Source organism: Vibrio crassostreae 9ZC13 (genome assembly GCF_000272045.2).
In the GTDB taxonomy this organism is placed as follows: domain Bacteria; phylum Pseudomonadota; class Gammaproteobacteria; order Enterobacterales; family Vibrionaceae; genus Vibrio; species Vibrio crassostreae_C.
In genome coordinates this window covers 1,403,516-1,424,194 of the sequence record NZ_AJYZ02000019.1, presented here as the reverse complement: position 1 = coordinate 1,424,194, position 20,679 = coordinate 1,403,516, and the positions used below count along the sequence as shown (strand labels likewise).

The 20,679-nt window shown below is 46.5% G+C and carries 18 protein-coding genes; 15 read left to right on the top strand and 3 right to left on the bottom strand.

What is annotated here, in order from left to right:
- From A136_RS07530 to rlmJ, 13 genes are all read left to right on the top strand, one after another.
- Positions 1-547, top strand: a 547-nt coding sequence (locus tag A136_RS07530) for an NAD(P)-dependent oxidoreductase (protein ID WP_017065105.1), incomplete at its 5' end; no start/stop codon positions are given.
- A gap of 460 nt (positions 548-1,007) precedes the next feature.
- Positions 1,008-1,688, top strand: coding sequence for a hypothetical protein (locus A136_RS07525; protein WP_017065104.1), 681 nt, complete (start codon positions 1,008-1,010; stop codon positions 1,686-1,688).
- A gap of 46 nt (positions 1,689-1,734) precedes the next feature.
- Positions 1,735-2,433 carry an ABC transporter ATP-binding protein gene (locus A136_RS07520; protein WP_017065103.1) on the top strand — a complete coding sequence of 233 codons (699 nt, stop codon included), beginning with the start codon at positions 1,735-1,737 and terminating at the stop codon, positions 2,431-2,433.
- Positions 2,421-3,719 (top strand): ABC transporter permease, encoded by a 1,299-nt coding sequence (locus A136_RS07515; protein ID WP_017061256.1) that lies wholly within the window; start codon positions 2,421-2,423, stop codon positions 3,717-3,719. Before A136_RS07520 ends, A136_RS07515 begins: the two co-directional genes overlap by 13 nt.
- Positions 3,712-4,494 (top strand): outer membrane lipoprotein-sorting protein, encoded by a 783-nt coding sequence (locus A136_RS07510; protein ID WP_017065102.1) that lies wholly within the window; start codon positions 3,712-3,714, stop codon positions 4,492-4,494. Before A136_RS07515 ends, A136_RS07510 begins: the two co-directional genes overlap by 8 nt.
- A 9-nt stretch (positions 4,495-4,503) precedes the next feature.
- The gene (locus A136_RS07505; protein WP_017065101.1) at positions 4,504-5,796 is read left to right on the top strand and encodes a hypothetical protein; all 1,293 of its coding nucleotides are present in this window, start codon (positions 4,504-4,506) and stop codon (positions 5,794-5,796) included.
- Positions 5,796-6,830, top strand: a complete 1,035-nt coding sequence (locus tag A136_RS07500; protein WP_017061259.1) for a sensor histidine kinase — start codon at positions 5,796-5,798, stop codon at positions 6,828-6,830. The genes A136_RS07505 and A136_RS07500 overlap by 1 nt, the downstream gene beginning before the upstream one ends.
- Before the next feature lie 72 nt (positions 6,831-6,902).
- Positions 6,903-7,751, top strand: a complete 849-nt coding sequence (locus A136_RS07495) for a LytR/AlgR family response regulator transcription factor (RefSeq protein WP_017065100.1) — start codon at positions 6,903-6,905, stop codon at positions 7,749-7,751.
- Positions 7,752-7,988: 237 nt separating this feature from the next.
- Complete coding sequence (locus A136_RS07490; protein WP_017065099.1) at positions 7,989-10,763, top strand: M16 family metallopeptidase; 2,775 nt, start codon at positions 7,989-7,991, stop codon at positions 10,761-10,763.
- A gap of 285 nt (positions 10,764-11,048) precedes the next feature.
- Entirely contained in the window at positions 11,049-11,513 is a 465-nt protein-coding gene (locus tag A136_RS07485; RefSeq protein ID WP_029235281.1) for a hypothetical protein, read from the top strand.
- A gap of 275 nt (positions 11,514-11,788) precedes the next feature.
- Positions 11,789-13,588: a protein translocase subunit SecD gene (gene secD, locus A136_RS07480; RefSeq protein ID WP_017065097.1), complete on the top strand. Its 1,800-nt coding sequence runs from the start codon at positions 11,789-11,791 to the stop codon at positions 13,586-13,588.
- 2 nt (positions 13,589-13,590) lie between these two features.
- Positions 13,591-14,529: a protein translocase subunit SecF gene (gene secF, locus A136_RS07475; RefSeq protein ID WP_004732672.1), complete on the top strand. Its 939-nt coding sequence runs from the start codon at positions 13,591-13,593 to the stop codon at positions 14,527-14,529.
- 201 nt (positions 14,530-14,730) lie between these two features.
- The gene (gene rlmJ, locus A136_RS07470; RefSeq protein WP_017065096.1) at positions 14,731-15,597 is read left to right on the top strand and encodes a 23S rRNA (adenine(2030)-N(6))-methyltransferase RlmJ; all 867 of its coding nucleotides are present in this window, start codon (positions 14,731-14,733) and stop codon (positions 15,595-15,597) included.
- 298 nt (positions 15,598-15,895) lie between these two features.
- On the opposite strand, the gene A136_RS07465 is transcribed toward rlmJ, so the two are convergent.
- From A136_RS07465 to A136_RS07455, 3 genes are all read right to left on the bottom strand, one after another.
- The gene (locus A136_RS07465; RefSeq protein ID WP_017065095.1) at positions 15,896-16,984 is read right to left on the bottom strand and encodes an alkene reductase; all 1,089 of its coding nucleotides are present in this window, start codon (positions 16,982-16,984) and stop codon (positions 15,896-15,898) included.
- Positions 16,985-17,043: 59 nt separating this feature from the next.
- Positions 17,044-18,252, bottom strand: coding sequence for an MFS transporter (locus tag A136_RS07460; protein ID WP_017065094.1), 1,209 nt, complete (start codon positions 18,250-18,252; stop codon positions 17,044-17,046).
- Positions 18,253-18,358: 106 nt separating this feature from the next.
- The gene (locus A136_RS07455; protein ID WP_017065093.1) at positions 18,359-19,042 is read right to left on the bottom strand and encodes an SDR family oxidoreductase; all 684 of its coding nucleotides are present in this window, start codon (positions 19,040-19,042) and stop codon (positions 18,359-18,361) included.
- Between the two features lie 173 nt (positions 19,043-19,215).
- Between A136_RS07455 and A136_RS07450 the strand changes: the two genes are divergently transcribed.
- A complete protein-coding gene (locus A136_RS07450) occupies positions 19,216-20,145 on the top strand; it encodes a LysR family transcriptional regulator (RefSeq protein WP_017065092.1) in 930 nt (309 codons plus the stop codon).
- A 113-nt stretch (positions 20,146-20,258) separates the two neighbouring features.
- Positions 20,259-20,651, top strand: coding sequence for a GFA family protein (locus A136_RS07445; protein WP_017061270.1), 393 nt, complete (start codon positions 20,259-20,261; stop codon positions 20,649-20,651).
- Positions 20,652-20,679 lie beyond the last annotated feature (28 nt).

Sequence of the window (20,679 nt, the reverse complement as noted above, 5' to 3'; positions counted from 1 at the left end):
GAAAGCCGGTATTCGCTTTATGGATGCACCTGTATCTGGTGGCCAAGCGGGCGCAGAAAATGGCGTGCTAACCATCATGTGTGGTGGCGAACAAGCGCTTTTCAACGACCTTCAACCTGTGTTCGAAGCTTACGGTAAGTCGTCAGTTCTTATGGGTAAAGTCGGCCAAGGCCAACGCGCGAAAATGGTTAACCAGATCTGCATTGCAGGAGTGTTGAATGGCTTATCTGAAGGCTTAGTGCTTGCTGAAAAATCAGGTTTGGATATCCCAACTCTGGTTGATTGCCTTAAAAACGGCGCTGCTGGCTCATGGCAGATGGAAAACCGTGCTACCACAATGGCACAAGACAAGTTCGATTTTGGCTTTGCAATAGATTGGATGATCAAAGACTTAGGTTTCTGTCTAGATGAAGCTGAGCGCCAAGGCATCCAGCTTCCACTGACTGAAAAGACCAACAACGCCTACAAGGCACTGTCTGCCGAAGGACAAGGCCGCATGGATACATCAGTATTGATGAAAGCCGTGGTTGAAGAGACAAAGAAGTAGAAAGATCGAAGTAATAGGAACTTCGTTTAGATAACTAAAAATAGCCGCGGATTAGCGGCTATTTTTTTGGTTTGAGCTCTGCCGAGTGCGTTAATCCAAAATAAATCCCCTCCTAGCCTCCCCTTGATTCATATGTAGATCCCTTGCTGATCGTGGAGAGGGGAGGAATAGAACATCGATCGTTAAAAGTGTCGATATATGTTCAGTGCTAAAGAAAGTTCTCCCCCTCTGCTAAAGATCTAGAGATATTGATGAACCCAGATTGAGGGGGAGTTAGAGGGGGAGGTAACTATGGCTAATTATGCGAATAGTGTTCGTCTAGTTCCTATAAGGTTGAGACCCCACTCACACCGCCTCTCAACCATTCACTCCTTATAATTACCATTCGTCGCATTGGTAAAACTGCACGACAAATTCTAGTTAACCTTTCAACGTCAACATTTGAAAGGGATTAGAAATCATGACTACTTCACACTCATTTAATTCAGGCTCTACAACTTCTGTGCTTAAGCGTTCATTGCTGATTGCTCTTGTTTCGTTTGCACCGTCGTTAGCTTTAGCGAACCCGAGTTCAGACGTGCTCGATATCTACAACCAAGCGGCGCAAGGCAATGAAGACTTGGTTGAGGTGGCTTATGAACGCCTTAATGACACGCTGCAACAAGACGGCGCTACGCCACTGACTTTAGTTTATTTAGGAAGCACAGAAACCCTGATGGGGCGTGATGCGTTCTTACCTTGGAACAAGATGAAGTATGTGGAGAGAGGCTTATCAACCATTGATAAATCACTGGTGCTGCTGAAAGACGAAGACCAACCAATTCATGAACAACCCCGTGTTCAAGGGCTGCCAGATTCTTACCTAACTCGCGCAATGGCCGCCGTTACTTACACCTCTCTGCCAGACATGTTTAATCATTTCGATCGTGGTTATGACCTGTTCCTCTCGCTATTGGCTGAAGATGCTTTCCAGCAACAGCATTTCGCTGTGACATCGTGGATTTACCGTTATGCGATTGAGGCATCGATTCGTGCTGAAGACCTAACGCAAGCACAAGCGTGGCTAGAGCAAATGGAAACGGCCGATGCCGACAACATCGAAACGATGACTGCGAAGGCCCTAATAGCGAAAGCGAAATAAAGGGCATGGAAGCTAAACAGTTGGTTAGTAATCAGAGGAAAACGGGATGATTGAATTTAAAGATATCGGCAAAGCATATGTCACAGGCGGTCAACGTGTTGATGCATTAAACGGGGTCGATGGCCATATCCAGCGCGGTGAAATGGTGGCGTTGTGTGGCCCGTCGGGTTCTGGAAAAAGCACACTTTTGAATATTCTTGGTTTGTTGGATATGAGCTATCGAGGACAGATCAATATTGATGGCCAACCGTATCCGACAGAGCAAATCGCCGCTGCACGCTTTCGCCGTCAGTCGTTGGGTTTTGTATTTCAGCGCTTCAATCTGGTTCCAGTGATGACGGCACTTGAGAACGTGGCCTACCCATTGATGTTGAACCAATGTTCGAAACAAGAACAGCAGACCAGAGCACAAGACATGTTAGAGCGTGTTGGGCTAGGCGAATATGTACATCATCGCCCAGACAATCTTTCAGGCGGCCAGCAGCAACGTGTCGCGATAGCCAGAGCGCTAATCCACAACCCAAGCTTAGTCATTGCCGATGAGCCGACCGCTAGCTTAGACAGTCACACCGCCAACCTTGTGATCGACATTATGAAAGAGCTCGGCCACGAAATGGGCACCACCTTTATTGTCGCAACGCATGACCCAAGAATGGCGCAGCGTTGTGACCGAGTCATTGAACTTATCGATGGTCAACTGGCACTACAAGCCACAGCAATGGAGGCAATCTCATGGGCAAGTTAACACAAAGAATGAGCACTTTTTTGCTTCCTACCTCGGTGCGTTTGGCGTGGCTTAATTTATTGAGAAACGGTCGCCGTAGTCTGCTTTCGGTATTGATCATCGCAATTGCCGTATTTGCGCTGACCTCGGCTGGAGGTTATGGGCTTTATACCTATGAATCTCTGCGTGAATCGACCGCGCGCGATACTGGTCATCTTACTTTGAGTACGCCGGGATATTTTGAGCAAGATGAAGACATGCCGCTGAGCAATGGTCTCGATAATGTTCAAGCGCTAACCAAGAGCATCATTGGTGACAGTGATGTGCGTGGTGTGCAACCGCGAGTTTACTTCAGCGGCTTGGTGTCTAACGGCAGCAAATCGACCATTTTTATGGGAACGGGTGTCAATGAGCGTGAGTTCGACATGAAAGGTCCTTTCTTAGATGTGCGCAGCGGTCAGACCCTCTCGGATGTGAAATCGCCAAGATACGACAGCCAAGAGCCACAAGTGATGCTGGGAACTGACCTTGCTCGTAATCTCAAAGTTGCCGTTGGCGATTGGGTGACACTGCTCGCGACTACCAGTGACGGCGCATTGAACGCTTTTGATTTTAAGGTGCAGGGTATTTACTCGACAGGAGTGCCTGAGCTGGATAAGCGTCAGTTATACGTACACATCACCACTGCCCAAGAGCTTTTAGCGTCAGACAAAGTCAGTACCTTGTCGGTGTTTCTATTTGAAACAAGCAAGACCTCGACCGTTCAACAGCGTATCCAAACAGCTTTAGATCGAAATAGTGCGAGCCAAAGCGATCAAGGCACAGAGATCGAGATCACCCCGTGGCAAGATCGCGCGTTTTTCTACACCAAGGTGAAAGATCTTTACGACCGTATCTTCGGCATCATGGGCGCGGTGATGGCATTGGTAGTGTTTGTGTCGTTGTTTAACACCATGACCATGTCGGTGACCGAGCGTACTCGTGAAATTGGCACCTTGTCGGCACTAGGCAGTTACCCGTCTGAAATCGTCGCAGGTTTCTTAAAAGAGGCGGGATTGTTGGCTGTGATTGGCAGCGCGATCGGCGCGTTAGTGAGTGGCTTCGTGTCGGTGTTATTGCTGGTGGTGGATATCCAAATGCCACCACCTCCCGGCAGAACCGAGGGTTACCCACTCAACATTTACTTCTCATTGGAATTAGTTGGTTACGCCACTTTAGGTGTGTTGACGATCTGTTTGCTAGCTGCTTATTTTTCTGCTCGCAAAGGCGTGAATAAGCCAATCACGGAGGCGCTGGTTTATGTATAAATTTACTCGTTCACTCACTGTTTTAGGTTCTGTATTGGTTTTGGTTCTAGCATCGACACCAAGCTGGGCAGTCGATTCACAACAAGTCACAGAGATGATCGCCAAGGCGGATAGCTATCGCTTGAACAGCGAACAGGCGTCTAAAGTGGTTTCTCTGGTCGCGCTATATCAAGACGAGCAACTAGACAAAACCCGCGAATACAACGTCTACACAAGACCAAACCGAGAGTCGCTGGTCGTGTTCAAGTCGGCGGTCGAGGCGGGTCAAAAGATGCTGATGATAGAGGACAACTATTGGTTACTGATGCCGAAATCGCGCCGACCTATCCGAATCACACCAATGCAGAAACTCTTGGGTGAAGCTTCGGTAGGGGACATTTCGACGCTCACTTGGAGCGAAGATTACCAAGGTAAGTGGGTTGCCGAGCAACAGGTTGAGAGGTCGACTGGCGAGACACTCGATACTTATCATCTAAAGCTAACGGCGAAAACCAAGGGTGCCAGCTATCAATCGATTGATCTGTGGTTAACGGCAGACCGAGCGTTTCCTGTTAAAGCGGATCTGTATCTGCGTTCAGGTAAGTTAGCCAAGCAAGCTTGGTTTACTGAAGGCGTGCGAGATGGCTTGCCAAGTGTAGTTTCGATGACTTTGCTCGATAAGATTCAACCAAGTAAGAAAACCGTGATTGAGTACCGCGAGGTAAGCGAACAAGCTTTAGCGGACAAATACTACAACCCTGCTTACTTATCACGTAATAGCGTGTCTGGGCTTTAGGTGGGTGCCATGAAAGCTTCTAGTCGTCGATTCCACATCAAGCCTTTAATCGTTACTTTCATTGTGCTGCCTTGTATGAGTAATACGACTCAAGCGTACGATCTGAACCTAGCCTGGGACTGGCAATTGAGTGCTGAGGCCGTTGAATCGAGAGAGTCGCCATTTAACCCTTTCGTATCTGACAATCGCCAGTCACTCAATGGTTTTTTGGATCTTGAGGTTGGATATGGCAATTGGCTTGGCCTGTTTGCAATGAAAGCCAATGATATTTTGACTAATACTCCTCAAGACCAAGACGCGAGCTTTGAATCGGAATTCATTGCGCGCGAGCTGTTTTGGCAAGGTGGTGTTGAACTGTCTAATTCAGCGTTCGGTGATCACTACCTTGATGTGACACTCGGTAAGGTTCGCCTAGATTGGGGTGTTGGTTATGGCTACCGACCGTTAGACATTATCAAGCCTTACCGACAAAACCCTGTTGGCATTGTCGCAGAAGAGGGCGCCGGTGTGGCTTCAGCGTCACTGTTCGATATGACGGGCGAATGGACACTGCTTTACAGCGATTCGTCATGGACTTCCCAAGACGTAAATGAATTCGAAAAGCAGAATCAGCAACAAGGCTTTGGGATACGTCGTTACAATCTGGTTGGCGACCACGAATATCAGTGGGTCGCTTATTACGACGATGTACGCCATGGCTTACTTGGGGCGAGTTTAGTGTCGGTGTTGAATCTCGCTTGGGAGTTTCATGGCTCGGTGGTTTATCAGCGACAAAGCCTTGGCTACAGTCAGCCGGATTCAATGCTTAAACCGGTTTATCTTGAAGAGCAGGGCGAGGCTTATCAAGCGTTAGCAGGATTAACATGGGCCAATGACACGGGCCATAATGTGGTGCTGGAATACTGGTTTGATAGCCGTGCTTGGAGTCATTCTGAGTGGCAAAGCGCGATAGAAAGTGCAGAGTCTTTGTCGGTTAATCCGATGACATCTTCGTTGGTAGGTTCTTATGCGCAAGGCTATCAGCACGCCAATTTGGTTCAACACAACATCATGTTTCATTGGTCTCTGGATTCGACACATGGCTGGCTTGAAGATATCACGCCAACATTCGATGTCATGTTGTCTCCTCAAGATGGCGGTTTTATTGCGACTCAGTGGCTCAATTATCAGGCTTTAGATAATGGCAATTCATCGTTGGATTTGGAACTTGCTGCACGCTTTCTAGGTGGTAAAAGTGATTCTGCTTACGCCAGTTTACCCGATAGTCATATGATTCTCTTAAATATCAAAGGACGATTTTAATGGACACTTCTTCAAACAGTCGATTTTCATGGATTAAGAGTTTCGCGTTCACCACGCTATTTTGTGTTCTTATTGCGATTACAACCCATACGATTTGGGGCGGCGGATTAACGGTTAACCTGGCAATCAGTTTTGGCTTTGGCTACAGCGCCGTGGGTTCTTCTTTCATCTTGGTGAAGTTGTTTAAGAGGACATCTCGAACGCTTGAGGTGGGTATCTCAATGGTGATCGCGATGACCTTTGGTACCTTGAACGCACACTATTGGTTGAACGGGTATTTCGGGGCTAATATCTCGGACCTTAAATCTGTAGTCTTGCTCGGTGTGATCTTCTGTTCGGTTTGCTATTACTATTTCTATACTCGGGAGCAGCAGTTACGTGCCGATAACGAATTGGAAGTGGCCAAGCGTCGTCAGGCCGACCAAGAAAAGGTGGTGGTGCTAAGCCAGCTTAAACAACTGCAAAGCCAAATTGAACCGCACTTCTTGTTCAACACGCTTGCGACCATCAATGTATTGATTGAGAGTGACAGCGCGAAAGCCAAGTTGATGCTCGAAAAACTGACTGACTTATTACGTGTAACTCTGAAAAACAGCCGCACCGAGCAATCGACCATCGCACAAGAGGTCGACTTGTTAGACGCTTATCTTAATATCCAAAAGATACGCTTGGGTGAGCGCTTAACGTTCTCGATTGAAATACACGAGATTAGCGATTTGCAGGTGATTCCACCGTTCTTGATTCAACCTTTGGTCGAGAATGCACTCACGCACGGCATCGAGCCCAAAGCCGCTGGTGGCCAAGTGAATATTCGTATTACTCAACAAGCACAGCAGCTAAAAATTGAAGTGGCTGATAATGGCGCTGGGTTGAAAACGCCTTCTGCGAATACGGGTCACGGTGTTGGGTTAAGCAATATTCGTCAAAGAATCGAAACCCTGTATGGTGATAAGGCGAGCCTAACGATTACTGAACACGCTGAAGGCGGGGTAGTCTCGACGATCTTGTTACCGTTGACTGAGGCAGCCGCCTAGAATTACAGATCAGAAAACACCGAACAGTGACGCAAAATAGACGATTTACAGTGTGAATTTAAAGGACTAACCATGAACAACCCAACAGTACAGCCGAGCGTAACGGCGATAATCGCAGACGATGAAGCACTGTTAAGTCACCACTTAGACAAGAGCCTTGCTGAGGTTTGGCCGGAGTTAGAAATCGTCAGTAAAGCACAAAACGGTTTGGAGGCGATGCAGAGTATTCAGCAGCTTAAGCCCGACGTGGCTTTTCTCGATATTCGTATGCCGGAACTGGATGGTATCTCTCTGGCGAAACAACTCAACAAGTTAGATTCACCGCCATTGATTGTGTTTATCACGGCTTATGACGAATACGCGGTCAAAGCTTTTGATCACAATGCGATGGACTACCTGCTTAAGCCAATCAATGAAGAGCGTTTACTGGCCACATGTCAGAAAGTGCAAGCGCGTCTGTCGAGCAATCAAACACAAACAGGTACCACGCCAGAACAGCCCGATATCACGGCGTTAATGGCTCAGCTTCAACAACTATCCCAGTCGACGTCACAGCAAACGCAGCCTCCTTATCTATCGGAGAAAAAGTATCTCACATGGCTCAAAGCCAGTGTAGGGGAAGACATTCACCTAATCGCCGTCGATGATGTCGCTTACTTCAAAGCAGAAGACAAGTACGTGTCTATATTTAAGAAGGGTCAAGGGGGATCGCTAGAGGAGTATATTCTTCGCGTGTCACTAAAAGAGTTGATAGCGCAACTCAATCCTGATGAGTTTTGGCAAATCCACCGTTCAGTGGTAGTGAAAGTTTCCGCCATTGATAAGGTGAAGAAAGGGCTCTCAGGTCAGATGTCGGCGTATGTGTCAGGGGAAAAGCTACCGATCAGCCGTGCCTCGCAAGCGTTGTTTAAGGGTATGTAGCGAACTAGCTTAAATGTATGTAGCCATTGATTTTAAATGGATGTAGTTAGCGAGTTTAAATGGATGTATTAGGCTCTATCAAAACGCTGCTTTAAACGAGCACAGGCGATCTTACATAACGTATAGTGATTTATAAAATAAAGATCTAGATCACAAAGATACTCATCCGGTTCAATATTAAATAATAATCGTTAGCTCAATCTGTATATTGTCGATGAATGACATTAAGAGGTTGTTATGAAAACATATTATTTAGCGACGGCTCTATGCCTCACCTTAGTTGGCTGTAGCTCAACATCAAAAACTACCGAAACGCCAATCCAGCCGGATCCGGCATGGACTTCAGGCCAACTAGAAAATGGCCTTACTTATCATGTTTATCCAGATCATGAAGAATCCGTATCTGTTCGTTTAGTCGTGCACGCCGGTTCGATTCAAGAGACTTCTCAACAAGAAGGCTACGCGCACTTCTTGGAACACATGGCATTCAATGGCAGTAAAAACTTCTCTCAGAACGATGTGATTCGTCTATTCGAAGACGCAGGCGCTAGCTTTGGTGCTGATATTAATGCCTACACTTCTTATGAAGAGACGGTCTACCAGTTAGATTTACCTGACAATGTCCAATTGCAGTCTGCTTTGACGTGGATGCGTGACATTGGTGATGGCCTGGATCTATCAAGTTCAGAAGTCGAAAAAGAAAAAGGCGTGGTTCTTGGTGAGTTCCGTATGGCTCGCCTCGATGATAAGTCATTCGGAGAGAAATTCTTTGACCACTTCATTGAAGGCGGCCCGTACCAATCGCAAGATGCATTAGGGACTAAATCGTCGATCGTGAATGCTACTCCTCAAGGCATCAGCAACTTTTATCAGACTTGGTATCAACCTCAAATAGTTGAGCTGGTCGTTTCTGGTGATGTGGACATCAAAACTGTGATTCCACTTATTGAAGAAAAGTTTTCTAGCTGGGAGCGTGGCGATACGCCGAGACCAGAGAAACAGAAAATGACCTCATTCAATGAAGATGATTATGTTGAGTACGCAGGAAGAGAAGCGCCAAGCATCACTCTGACGTTTAACCGAGGTTTAAATAGAGTTGAAAATCATGCTCAGCAGCATCAACGTTGGTTAGATGAAACCTCTCAACAGTTGATTCGACAACGATTAGAAGCAGTATTTAATGATGCCGCGCTGCCGACTCAATGGATAGCGTCTGATGGCTATCGAATGGGTGCTCTGCACTATTCGGCAATAAGTGTTGGGTTTCCGGCTGGAGACCGTGAAGTAATCCAACAAGATCTGCTTTCTACATTGGCGTCATTGCGTGATTTTGGTGTTTCGGAAACGGATATTGTTGGCGAACAGCACTACTATCAAGACTTACTCGACAACATCGAGCATGACTGGGATAAAATGGATAGCGTTGAACACGCGAACTACAAAGCGAGTGCGTTAGTCACAGATCGAATCGTCCAATCACAGAAAGACTATCAAGTAAGTTTGGAAGCTTTCATTGCTAACTTGAGCCTTGAAGTGATTAACGACAACATCAAGAATCTACTTTCTGATGATTACTTTATTGTTATTGGGATGGACGACAATGAAGACAGAACAGCGGTCATTAACTCTCTAGATAGCTTAAAAGCCACGTATAGCGAGGCGGGAATTCCGCCGCTTGCGATAGGAACAGCCAGTGCTTTTGCTGTACCTAGCTCGCAAGGCGAGGTTGTACTTGCTGAACAAATGTCCGTAGACCCATATATCCAAAAGTGGACGTTGAGCAATGGTATCGACATGTGGTATCTGCGTGATTATGTGGCGGGTGATGATGTTGGGGTGATGTACATGAGCCTCGGTGGAAAAGCCGCTTTGGATCCGAGCCTTTACCCAGCGGTTGAGGTTGCGTTACCTACTTTCGCTCGAAGTGGTGTGGGTGAATTTACGGGTTCTGAGCTTTTAGCGTACTTTGATCGTGAAGATATTAGAGCTGATTCCTTTATTGGCAACACTCGCCATGGTGTTGAATTTAGTATTAACAAAGATGGGCTCAAAGATACGTTTGCTGCGCTTTATACCTTCATAACTGCGCCTAAAATTGTTCCCGAGCAGTTAGAGGCAGTGAAACAGGAGTTTGTACAAGGTCAAGAATCTTTCTTGAGCAGCCCTGTCGGTCAGTTTGAGCGCGCAAGAAACCAGAATATCTATCGTCAAGACAGTGGCCACCTCTTTGTTGATAAAGAACGTGTTGAAGCGGTTTCTGTGGAAGACGTCGCTAATCTTCATCAGCAATTGTTTGGTCAAATGAGGCATAACCAATTGGTGATCGTGGGTGACATCGACCCAAGTGAATTAAAGCCTTTGGTTGAGCAATACTTGGCTTCGATTCCATTAGAAAAAGCTGAGGTTCCTGAATTTAAGGTGGCTTACAAGCAGCCATCTGAATCACGCATTGATTTAGCGATCAACAATGTGAATAGTGCAGAGTACATCTTACGAGTCATCTCTGAACCTGAAGCCGAAACCGACCAAGGCGTAACGGCAAAAGATATCTTCACGGAAAACTTGCTAGAACGACTGCTGGCAGCTCGTTTAGATGCTTATATTCGTGAAGAGTTGAGCTTAGATTACTCGCCATATACGTATTCATCATCCGCAGATAGTGAGCTGAGTGGTGAGTGGGTTATCGGGGCGATGGTAGCGCCGGAGAACGTTGACCAAGTCGAAGTGGCGATCGATAAAGTGATTGCAGACCTTTTACAAGGCGTCTCTGAAAAGGAAATGCACGCAGTCGTGAAACAGTTTGAAGCGGACTTCACGCCTCTCGAGATGAGCTCTATTGACCAAGCATGGTACCTGTCTCGTTATTTACTTCATGGTTACGATATCGAAGCTTTGTCTCAAGTTGAGCGAGTGGCGAGGTCGATTACTGCGGAAGACATGAATCAACTTGTCCAACGCATCTTTGGTGAAGATAGCCGTAAGGTTAAGAACATCATGCGTCCTAAAGCCTAAAGCCTAAAGCTTGAAACCAACAGAAATAGACAACTCAAAGCCAAGCGATCACCGCTTGGCTTTCTTGTTTTTCTACTATTCATAACATCTATCCATCACCAGTTGTTAAGCCGTTTTAGATCTATGTAAATCTAAATTGCGAGGGTGCTTAATCGGTTGCATCGAATCATTTTCTAAAAAAATGTTTTAAATCAAGACAGCGTTTCATTTGTATTGTAGATTGACGATCTACGAGAATGTTGTTTGGATATTAGATTGCTTAAACTGGGTACCCGATTAGTCTTAATGTTGTTTTTACTGAGCTTTGGCTTAGTGAATTCTAACGGCTATTCGTTTCCTTCTAAGCCATTTCAAATATACTCGGCTCAAGAGCAATCTTCACAGAATGATCTTTGTAAACAAGCTGATACGGATAATCCGTCGAGCTACTTAGAGTGCGATAAGGCTCAGTTTGGCACAGTACCTTCTGGTGACAGTTCCAACTATCACGACACCGAATCAAGCCTTCAAGCAGCAAACTTCAGACGTATGCTCAGTAATGAGCAAGAAAGCGTGGCCGATCTTGAGCCTGCTTATCACCTACTGATCGACTTCTCTCCCCCTTCATTACTGGCTTCTCTGCTTTTCAACACACCATTGTTGGATTCCAAGCAGCACTGGACCAGCATTGTGAGTTCTCCGTCTTCCCGGCTTGCTGGGTGGAAAGAGGGCAACATCCAATACTCGCATTTCCGAGAACTTCTTAGCTAATCGTTTGACCCTAAACTGGTCGTATCGATGGTCACTTGTGCCCGTTGAACTCGCCAGTTAATCAAAACAAGCATAGCGACATCAGCTTTAGCATCACTATCTTTCAATCAGCTTGTTCTGGTCGTGATTAGCCATCGCTCGTGTTCGCAAAATATTAGACATACCAATCGTAGTAAATAACTGGTCACCCTAGCTGGTTAAAATGCTCGATCACTGCTTTTTTCTGGTGCTATTTTTGAGCACGTATTTACGGTGATTGGTAGAAAGAAGAGATCTTGACTGTGAAAAAACGCATTCAAAGAAAACAAATTAACCACTACTCAAAGTGGAAATACGTGGTGCTTATCGCCACCATCATCATCATGGTTCTGAGTGCTTTACCTTCTTGGTATGGCGAAAATGCATCGGTTCAAATTAACAATCGTTCCGAACAGACCATCGATGCGAGTCAAATTACCCAATACCTTGCGAGCGAAGGCATCCAAGCTAAATCGGCATTTCAAAAAGACCAACGTTTAGTCGTGATCTTGGAAGACGCAGAACAACAAGCGAAGGCTAAAGAGGTGCTGAATGAGCGCCTATTGGATAACGCGACAGTTGCGCTAGCGATGGAGCCAGCAGCTCCGAAATGGCTGACTGACATGGGCTTCGCACCGATTCAGCTAGGCCTTGATTTACGTGGTGGTGTGCAGTTCCTGTTAGAAGTAGACATGGAACCGGTTTACCACGCACAAGCGCAATCTGTAGTCGATGAAATCACCAGCCAAGTGCGTTATGCACGCGGTAAAGTGGTGAACAACCAAGTTGAGTTTAACTTCCGTACTGATGCCGATTTCGAGAAAGCACAGAAACTGATTCGCGAAGAGTTCCCACAATGGCAACGTGACCGTTCAGATAAATCGCTAACGTTAACTCAGTCTGAAGAAGAGCAAAGAACGCTACGTAATCTAACGGTTCAACAAAACCTGCAGATCATGCGCAGCCGTATTGAAGAGCTAGGCATCACTGAGGCATCGATTCAACGCCAAGGTGAAAGCCGTATCCGTATCGAATTACCGGGTGTACAAGACCCTGCAGCTGCGAAAGACGTGATTGGTGCTACGGCTTCATTAGCGTTCTACTCTGTGTACGACAACGCAACGCGCAATACTCAAACTCTGAAAGATTCAGATGGTAATCGCGTAGTGGTTGCTCGCAAAGCAGTGCTGAGCGGTGAACACATTATCGATGCACGCAGTGGCATTGGTGAAATGGGCAGTGCAGAAGTAAACATCACGCTTGATTCTTCTGGTGGTAAGAAAATGTCTGAGTTTTCTCGCCATAATATCGGCAAGCCAATGGCGACCGTTTACAGCGAATACAGCCGTGACAGAGCCGGTAACAGCGAAAAAACCAGCGAAGTAATCAGTGTGGCGAACATCCAATCTCAACTGGGTAGCCGCTTCAGAATCACTGGTGCAGGCAGCATGGCAGAAGCACAAGAGCTTGCTCTATTGCTACGTGCCGGTTCATTAACAGCGCCTGTTACCATCATTGAAGAGCGTACTATTGGCCCATCTCTGGGTGCTGAAAACGTAACGAATGGCTTTGCTGCTTTGGCTCTTGGCCTTGGTCTGACTCTCACGTTTATGGCGCTATGGTACCGCCGCCTTGGTTGGGTCGCGAACTGTGCATTGGTGGTTAACATGACCACGTTGTTTGGTTTGATTGCCTTGCTACCGGGTGCGGTGTTAACTCTGCCGGGTATTGCGGGCTTGGTACTGACCGTCGGTATGGCGGTAGACACTAACGTGCTTATCTTCGAGCGTATTCGAGACAAGATGAAAGAAGGGCGCAGCTTTGCTAGCTCTATCGATCGTGGTTTCGATAGCGCATTCTCGTCAATTTTCGATGCTAACGTCACTACCATGATCGTTGCTGTGGCTCTATATACCATTGGTAATGGACCGATTCAGGGCTTCGCTCTGACACTGGGCTTAGGTCTTCTAACCAGTATGTTTACGGGCATTTTTGCTTCACGAGCGATCATCAATTTGGTTTGGGGGCGTGACCAACGCCACGATGTAAGGATTTAAGCATGAGTACTTCAAAAATGACTATTTCAGACCGCTATTTTTCAAATAGCAATATGACTCGCCTTCGTAAGGTGATGTCTGTGATTTCTATTGTGCTGTTCATGAGCTCTGTGATGCTGGTGGCAGTGAAAGGTTTTAACTGGGGCTTGGACTTCACAGGTGGTGTGGTTGCTGAGGTTCAGCTCTCTGATCAAGTCACCAAAGATGCGTTAAAAACAAAACTTGATACGGCCTTCCAACAAGATGTGCAAGTGGTTGGTATGGCAGAACAGGATCGCTGGACAATCCGTTATAGCCAACTGACAGATGCTCCACAGCCAAACTTAGTGGATGCTTTGTCTTCTGTCAGCGACCAAGTAAAAGTGCTTAACAGCAGCGTGGTTGGCCCTCAAGTCGGTCAAGACATGGTTGACCAAGGTGGCTTAGCGGTATTGGTGTGTTTCCTAATGATCATGCTGTACCTGAGTGTACGTTTTGAATGGCGTTTAGCACTCGGCGCCCTAGCCGCAATCATCTATGACGTGACGCTTATCTTGGGTCTGTTCGCTTTTACTCAGTTCGAGTTCAACCTGACTGTGTTAGCGGCTGTGTTGGCGATTTTAGGTTATTCATTGAATGACTCGATCATCATTGCCGACCGTGTTCGTGAAATGCTGCGTGGTAATCCAAATGGTGACACTGATAACCTGCTTAACGAATCGGTTAAAGCGACCTTCTCACGCACCATGGTGACCTCAGGTACAACCCTAATCACCGTATCTGCGCTTTGGCTACTTGGTGGCGCTGCGCTGCAAGGTTTCGCGATTGCACTGGTTGTAGGTATTGTCAGCGGTACGTGGTCTTCAGTTTCAGTAGGTATCACACTGCCTAAGTTACTTGGTCTACAGCCTTGTCACTACCAAGTGAAAGCGCCGGTAGAAGTTGAGGGTGAGTACCCTTAGGTTATCTATTGGTTAACAGTACAACTTAGTCAGTAACGTCAACAAAGCCCTTCGTTTATAGTAAAACGAGGGGCTTTATTTTTTATAAGAGTCAAACAGTTACAGAAAAGAGAGCCTATTTCAAAAAACGATGGATTGAGCAGGCAAGCCCTCATGATATGAAGTATGTTTAGATGACGTTCGTAGAAATGAGGCAAGGGAATGGAATATCGACATCAATGTCATGTAGGCGACCATGGTGATGCGCTAAAGCATCCAGTATTGAGTGCACTTGTTCAGTCATTAATGCAGCAACATTCACGCCTCAATGTTATCGACACGCACTCTGGTACAGGGTGTTATGACCTCAACACTGCACCAAGTAATCATGCTGGTGAGTTTGCTGAAGGGGTTGGGTACTTGTGGCGAAACAAGGCTTATCTTCCTCCGGCATTCGCTTCTTTTATGTCGGTGCTGGAATACTACAATCCGAACCAACTTATCTCTCTCTATCCGGGTTCTGCAGCCATCACCTACCAACAAGGCCGCAGCCAAGATAGCTTCTATTTTTCAGACATTCAGCAAGATGAAGCCGACTTATTACAAACCAACATTGAGAAGCTGCAACGCGATCTTGATGTTTCAAGTAAGCTCACCATTACCGCTGGCGATGGCTTGAAAGCACTGCCTGACGACATAGCAAAACACGACAACCATCACCTGATTGTTATCGACCCGCCCTATGAAACCGATTCTGAATATCTCGCGGTGATTGATGCCTTGGTTAAGGCGTATCAGCAATCTGAGAAGGTATCTGCACTAATTTGGTACCCGCTCTACACGGATGACAAGAGCTCACTGATTTTGAACCACTGTATAACTGCAGTGAAAGATGGTTTGCTGCCAAGCCCGATTAAGTCGGAACTTCGCCTTCGTGATCCTAAGGGGGATGATCGCCTGATCGGCAGTGGTTTACTGTTGTTCAATCCTCCCCAAGGCATTGCGGGAACGGTCGCAGATACGCTCGATTATTTACACAGCCAACTCGCCACTAATGGTGAAGGCTACTGGCAAATGAGAAGCTTATAGATCTGATTTTTATGGGTTTTATGATGGTTTTCTAGACATCACTAACTAAACCACTGTTATCTATGTGGTTTAAATTGACCAAACGCTAACTTTTATCGATTGATTAATTGCAGTGAATCATTTAAAAATAGAATATCAATGCGCACAAGTGCATAATGGCTCATAAGTTAAATAATTAGTCCCAGATTAATATCAGATTGTGGTTTACCCCCTAAACTGCATTAGGCTCGCACTAGTCATGCGAGCCTTTCTTTTGCCTGAAGGAAAATCTAAGGCAGTTCTATCAATTTAAGATTCACTACAACGCTGGATAATCGATGTAGCCTTTTTCGTTGCCGCCGAACAGAGTGGCGCCATCAAGTTCTGATAGTTCGCTGCCGTTTTGTAGGCGTGAAACTAGATCTGGGTTAGCAACGAATGGGCGACCAAATGCGACGAGATCGGCGTAGCCTTTGCTTAGTACTTCTTCGGCGCGTTGTGGTGTGTAGCTGCCGGCAACGATGATGGTGTTAGAGAACAAGGCTCTTAGTTCGACACGGAAGCTTTCAGGGATAACTGGAGCATCATCCCAGTCGGCTTCTGATAGGTGCAGGTAAGCGATGTCTCGATCTTGAAGTGCCTTCGATGCCTCTAAAATCGTTGGTACGATATCTGGGCAGTTCATGTCTTTGAAGGTGATGAACGGCGCCAAGCGCACACCTACTTTATCGGCACCTATCTCTTCAATCACAGCATCAACCACTTCGATTAGGAAGCGAAGTCGGTTCTCGCGGCTACCGCCGTAGTTGTCGGTGCGTTTGTTTGAGTTGGTTCTTAGGAACTGATCAATCAGGTAGCCATTGCCACCGTGTATTTCCACTCCGTTGAACCCTGCCTCGACTGCTTTTTTCGCTGAGTTAGCAAAATCTTGAACAACACGATCTATGTCTGCTTGGGTCATCTCTCTTGGTTGGATGCAATCCACCATGTTGCCGTTACCATTCTCATCAGAGATCCAAACCTGCGTTTCTATGGGTGCCAGTGCTGAAGGTGCAATCGGCAACTCGCCTTTTTGAAAGGTAGGGTGTGATACTCGGCCTACGTGCCATAGTTGGCAGAAGATCGCGGCACCTTGCTCTTTTGCTGCTGTGGTGACTGATTTCCAACCTTCGATTTGCGCATCGGTATAAACGCCGGGTGTGAATGAGTAACCTTGAGAGTCATCTGAAATTTGTGTGGCTTCAGTGATGATAAGTCCTGCACTTGCTCGTTGTTGGTAATAAGTCGCCATCATGTCGTTGGGCACGTTTCCAGGTTGGCTAGTGCGAGCGCGTGTCATGGGTGCCATAACCACGCGATTTTGCAGTTCTAGGCCTTTCAGTTCTGATGCTTCGAATAATTTGTTCATGGTTTCTACCTTGTTTTAATGCTGTGATCTTTCTTTTTGTATTGGGGCTATAAGTCGCGTTATTTGCTTTCTGCTGGGCTGAAAATAGAGTTGCTCTGTGGCTTTTCAGCTCGGTTAGCTTTGGCGATAAGTAGCAAGCCAATGACAGGGACAACAACGGCTGCGAATGGAATCATTCCAGCGCCTAACTGGCTGTCGAGTACCATGCCGCCAAGGAATCCACCGAAGGCATTCGCTAGGTTAAACGCTGAGATATTGGCGGTTGCTGCTAACTCTTGGCCTTCGCCACCGTGGTTCATCACTCGAAGTTGCATAGCGGGAACGTTCGCAAATGATGCAATACCAAAGACAAATGCAGCTGCAACGAATAGGATTTTGTTGTCTACCACTAGGCCTACCACAACCAATGACACGATCATTGCAACGGCCCAAAACATTGAAGCTTTGCCTAGGTTTTTATCTGAAGAGCGTCCGCCCAAGGTGTTACCGATGATTAAGCCGACACCCACAATCACTAAGATCCAAGTAACAGACTCTTGACCGTAGCCGGTGATGTGCATAGCGATTGGCGCAAGGTATCCGTATAGCGTCATGAAGCCAGACCAAGCAAAAGCAGTGATTGCCAAGCTGATCAGCAGCATTGGGTTTTTGAACGCTAGAAGCTGAGTTTTGATGTCTTTCGCTTCACTGTGACCTGTCGATTTAATCGATATCAAAATGGCAAGCATCGCGATAGTGCCAAGTGCTGCCACGGTAAAGAAAGTAGTGTGCCAGCCGAATTGCAAGCTGACCCATGTACCAGCTGGAACGCCAAGAACGTTAGCGAGTGTTAAGCCTGCGAACATTTGGCCAACGGCACGACCTGCCATTTTTTCAGACACTAAGTTGGTTGCAACAACCGCACCGATACCATAAAAAGGGCCTTGCACTAAGCCTGCGATAACACGGCTGGCAAGTAGAAGTGGGTAGCTAGGAGCAAGGGCTGATAAGACATTACCGATGATGAACAGTGCCATTAAGCCAATCAGTACCATCTTCTTGTTAAAACGTGCGAGGTAGATGGTTAAGATCGGGCCACCAATAACGATAGCCAATGCGTAAGCACTGATTAGGTATCCGGCTTGACCTTCGGTGATCGAAAGGGATGTGGCAATTTGTGGAAGGATGCCTGCAATAACAAACTCAGCGGTGCCGATGGCAAAAGCTGCGAGTGTCAGTATCCAAACTTGGAATGGGATCTTTTCTTTATGGATCGCTTCTGATTTCATAGTGAAGTACCTGTGTTAATTCTTGTTTGTTAGGACGTGAGATACACGCCCTAACGATTGTTCTTTATGTCTTTGCTTCTTTGCTTCTTTGCTTCTTTGCGGAGTGTTAGCCGAGTAGAGCGCCGCCATCGATATCGATGATTGACCCAGTGACGTATGGGTTATTAATTGCGAACAGGTAACCCATGGCTATCTCTGAAGGCTCGCCAACCTTACCTGCGGGTAGGTTGTTTTTGGCGTTGTCGTACATGTTTGCACGAGCGGAATCGTCCATGTTTTTGTAGGCTTCCGTCATGGTTAAACCCGGGCTAACGGCATTGACTCGAATGGGTGATAGCTCTTTCGCCAGTATTTTGGTTACGCTTTCTAGTGCGGCGTTGATGGCGGTTTTTACGTAAGTACCAGCAACAACTTTGCGTGACAACATACCAGTTGTGAAGGTGATAGAGCCGTTTGGCGTCATGTAGCGTGCGGCATGTTTGGCTACGTTTAAGCTGCCCCAAAACTTAGTGTCAAAAGCTGTCTTAGCGTTTGCGGTTGCTACGTCTGTTACTTTTCCTGCGGGAGCGGATGAGCCAGCCGTTACGATTAAGTGGTCAAACACGCCAATCGATTCGAAGTATTCACAAATCGACTTTTCATCGGTGATATCAACGCCTGTGTGTCGGCTGGCAATATGTACCGTGTTGTTCTCGTTTCTTAGTTGCATCGCTAGTGCTTTGCCGATACCTGATGTGCCACCAATGATGACGAAAGTGCGTTGCTCTTGTTTAGTCGATTTGTTAGTCATTCTCTGAATTCCTGCGTTGTTCTGTTGATGTTTGTCATTATATTTATTCGACTAAATTTGATAATTGGTTAAAATATAAATTCATTATTCGGTTAAGCTGAATAGTGTGACTGAGTATTCAAATCGAGCATTAAGATCGAGAAGTAAGACGAAGAGGTGGAAGCGAGAATCGTATGGATAAGTTTTCAGATATGGCGATGTTCGTCAGTATTGTTAAGCATCACGGGTTAGCGGCGGCGGGGCGCGAACTGGGTTTATCGCCTGCGACCATGACAGCAAGGCTGCAGGCGCTTGAAGAACGATATGGTGTGAAGTTGTTGAATCGAAGTACGCGTCATGTGTCTTTGACCGACTCTGGAGATCTGTATCACAAGGCATGTTTGGAGATTTTAGACAACGTCAGTGAGGCCGAAAACCTGATTCAAAATGGCGTAAAAGAAGTCAAAGGCTCGCTAAAAATCGCCGCGCCAAAAGACATCGGAAAGCAGTACATTCTTCCTATTTTGTCGGAGTTTTGCCAGCAGTATCCGGACGTTATTCCTTACCTGTATTTGAACGATAACCTCTCGAACATTGCTGAATCTGGCATGGATATCGTGGTCCGTTATGGTGAACTTGTCGACAGCAGTTTGATATCCAGACGCTTATCGCCAAGCCGACGTGTGCTGTGCGCTTCTCCTGAATACCTCGCTAAACACGGGACGCCGTTGACGCCGCAAGACTTGGTTGAACACGACTGTTTGGCGATGCTGCGGAGTAATGAAGAGCTCAAGACATGGCACTTTCAAGATCATGATATGAAGAAGGCTGTGACGGTTGTGCCGAAGCGCTTTTCAGACGATGGTGAAGTGATTCGATACTGGGCATTGCAAGGAGAAGGGATTGCGTTGAAGTCGGTACTCGATGTGCAAGATGACATCAATAACCAACGCCTTGTGACGCTACTTAATGGCTACATGAAGAACTTCAACACCGCGATGTCGGTGTCGAGTGCCGATTTGAATGTGGTGTACATCAGCAAGAAATATCAGCCCAAGCGTATCCGGTTGTTTCTTGATTTCTTGTTTGAGCGGTTTGGCGATTTGGTTGAAAAGTCTAGTTAGATTAGCCGAGAAGCAGCGCATGACAGATCTCTCGAACTCAACACCCGGGTACGGACAGAGAACATTGAACTGGTTATGATACGACCAACATAAGGATGTGATTGGAGAGAAAAATGAAAGTCGTCGGAGATACGGTTATCCAACCTTTTCACAAGGCAACCTGCCATTGCGGTGCGGTTGAACTAGAGTTCAGCTTACCTAACGGGATAGAAAAACCACGCCGCTGTGATTGCTCTATCTGTCGTCGCAGGGGAGCGATTGTGGGCTCTGTTGCACTGGACGGCATCAAGATCCTCAAAGGTGCGGAGCATCTCAAGCTTTATCAATTCAATACCAACACCGCAAAGCATTATTTCTGCTCAAACTGCGGCATCTATACCCATCATCAACGCCGTTCTAGCCCAAATGAATACGGTTTTAACATCGGCTGTTTGGAAGGGGTAAACCCTTTTGATATTGGTGATGTGGTGACCAACGATGGTGTCAATCATCCAGCTGATCGTTAATTTATTGAGCATAAAAAAGGAAGGAATT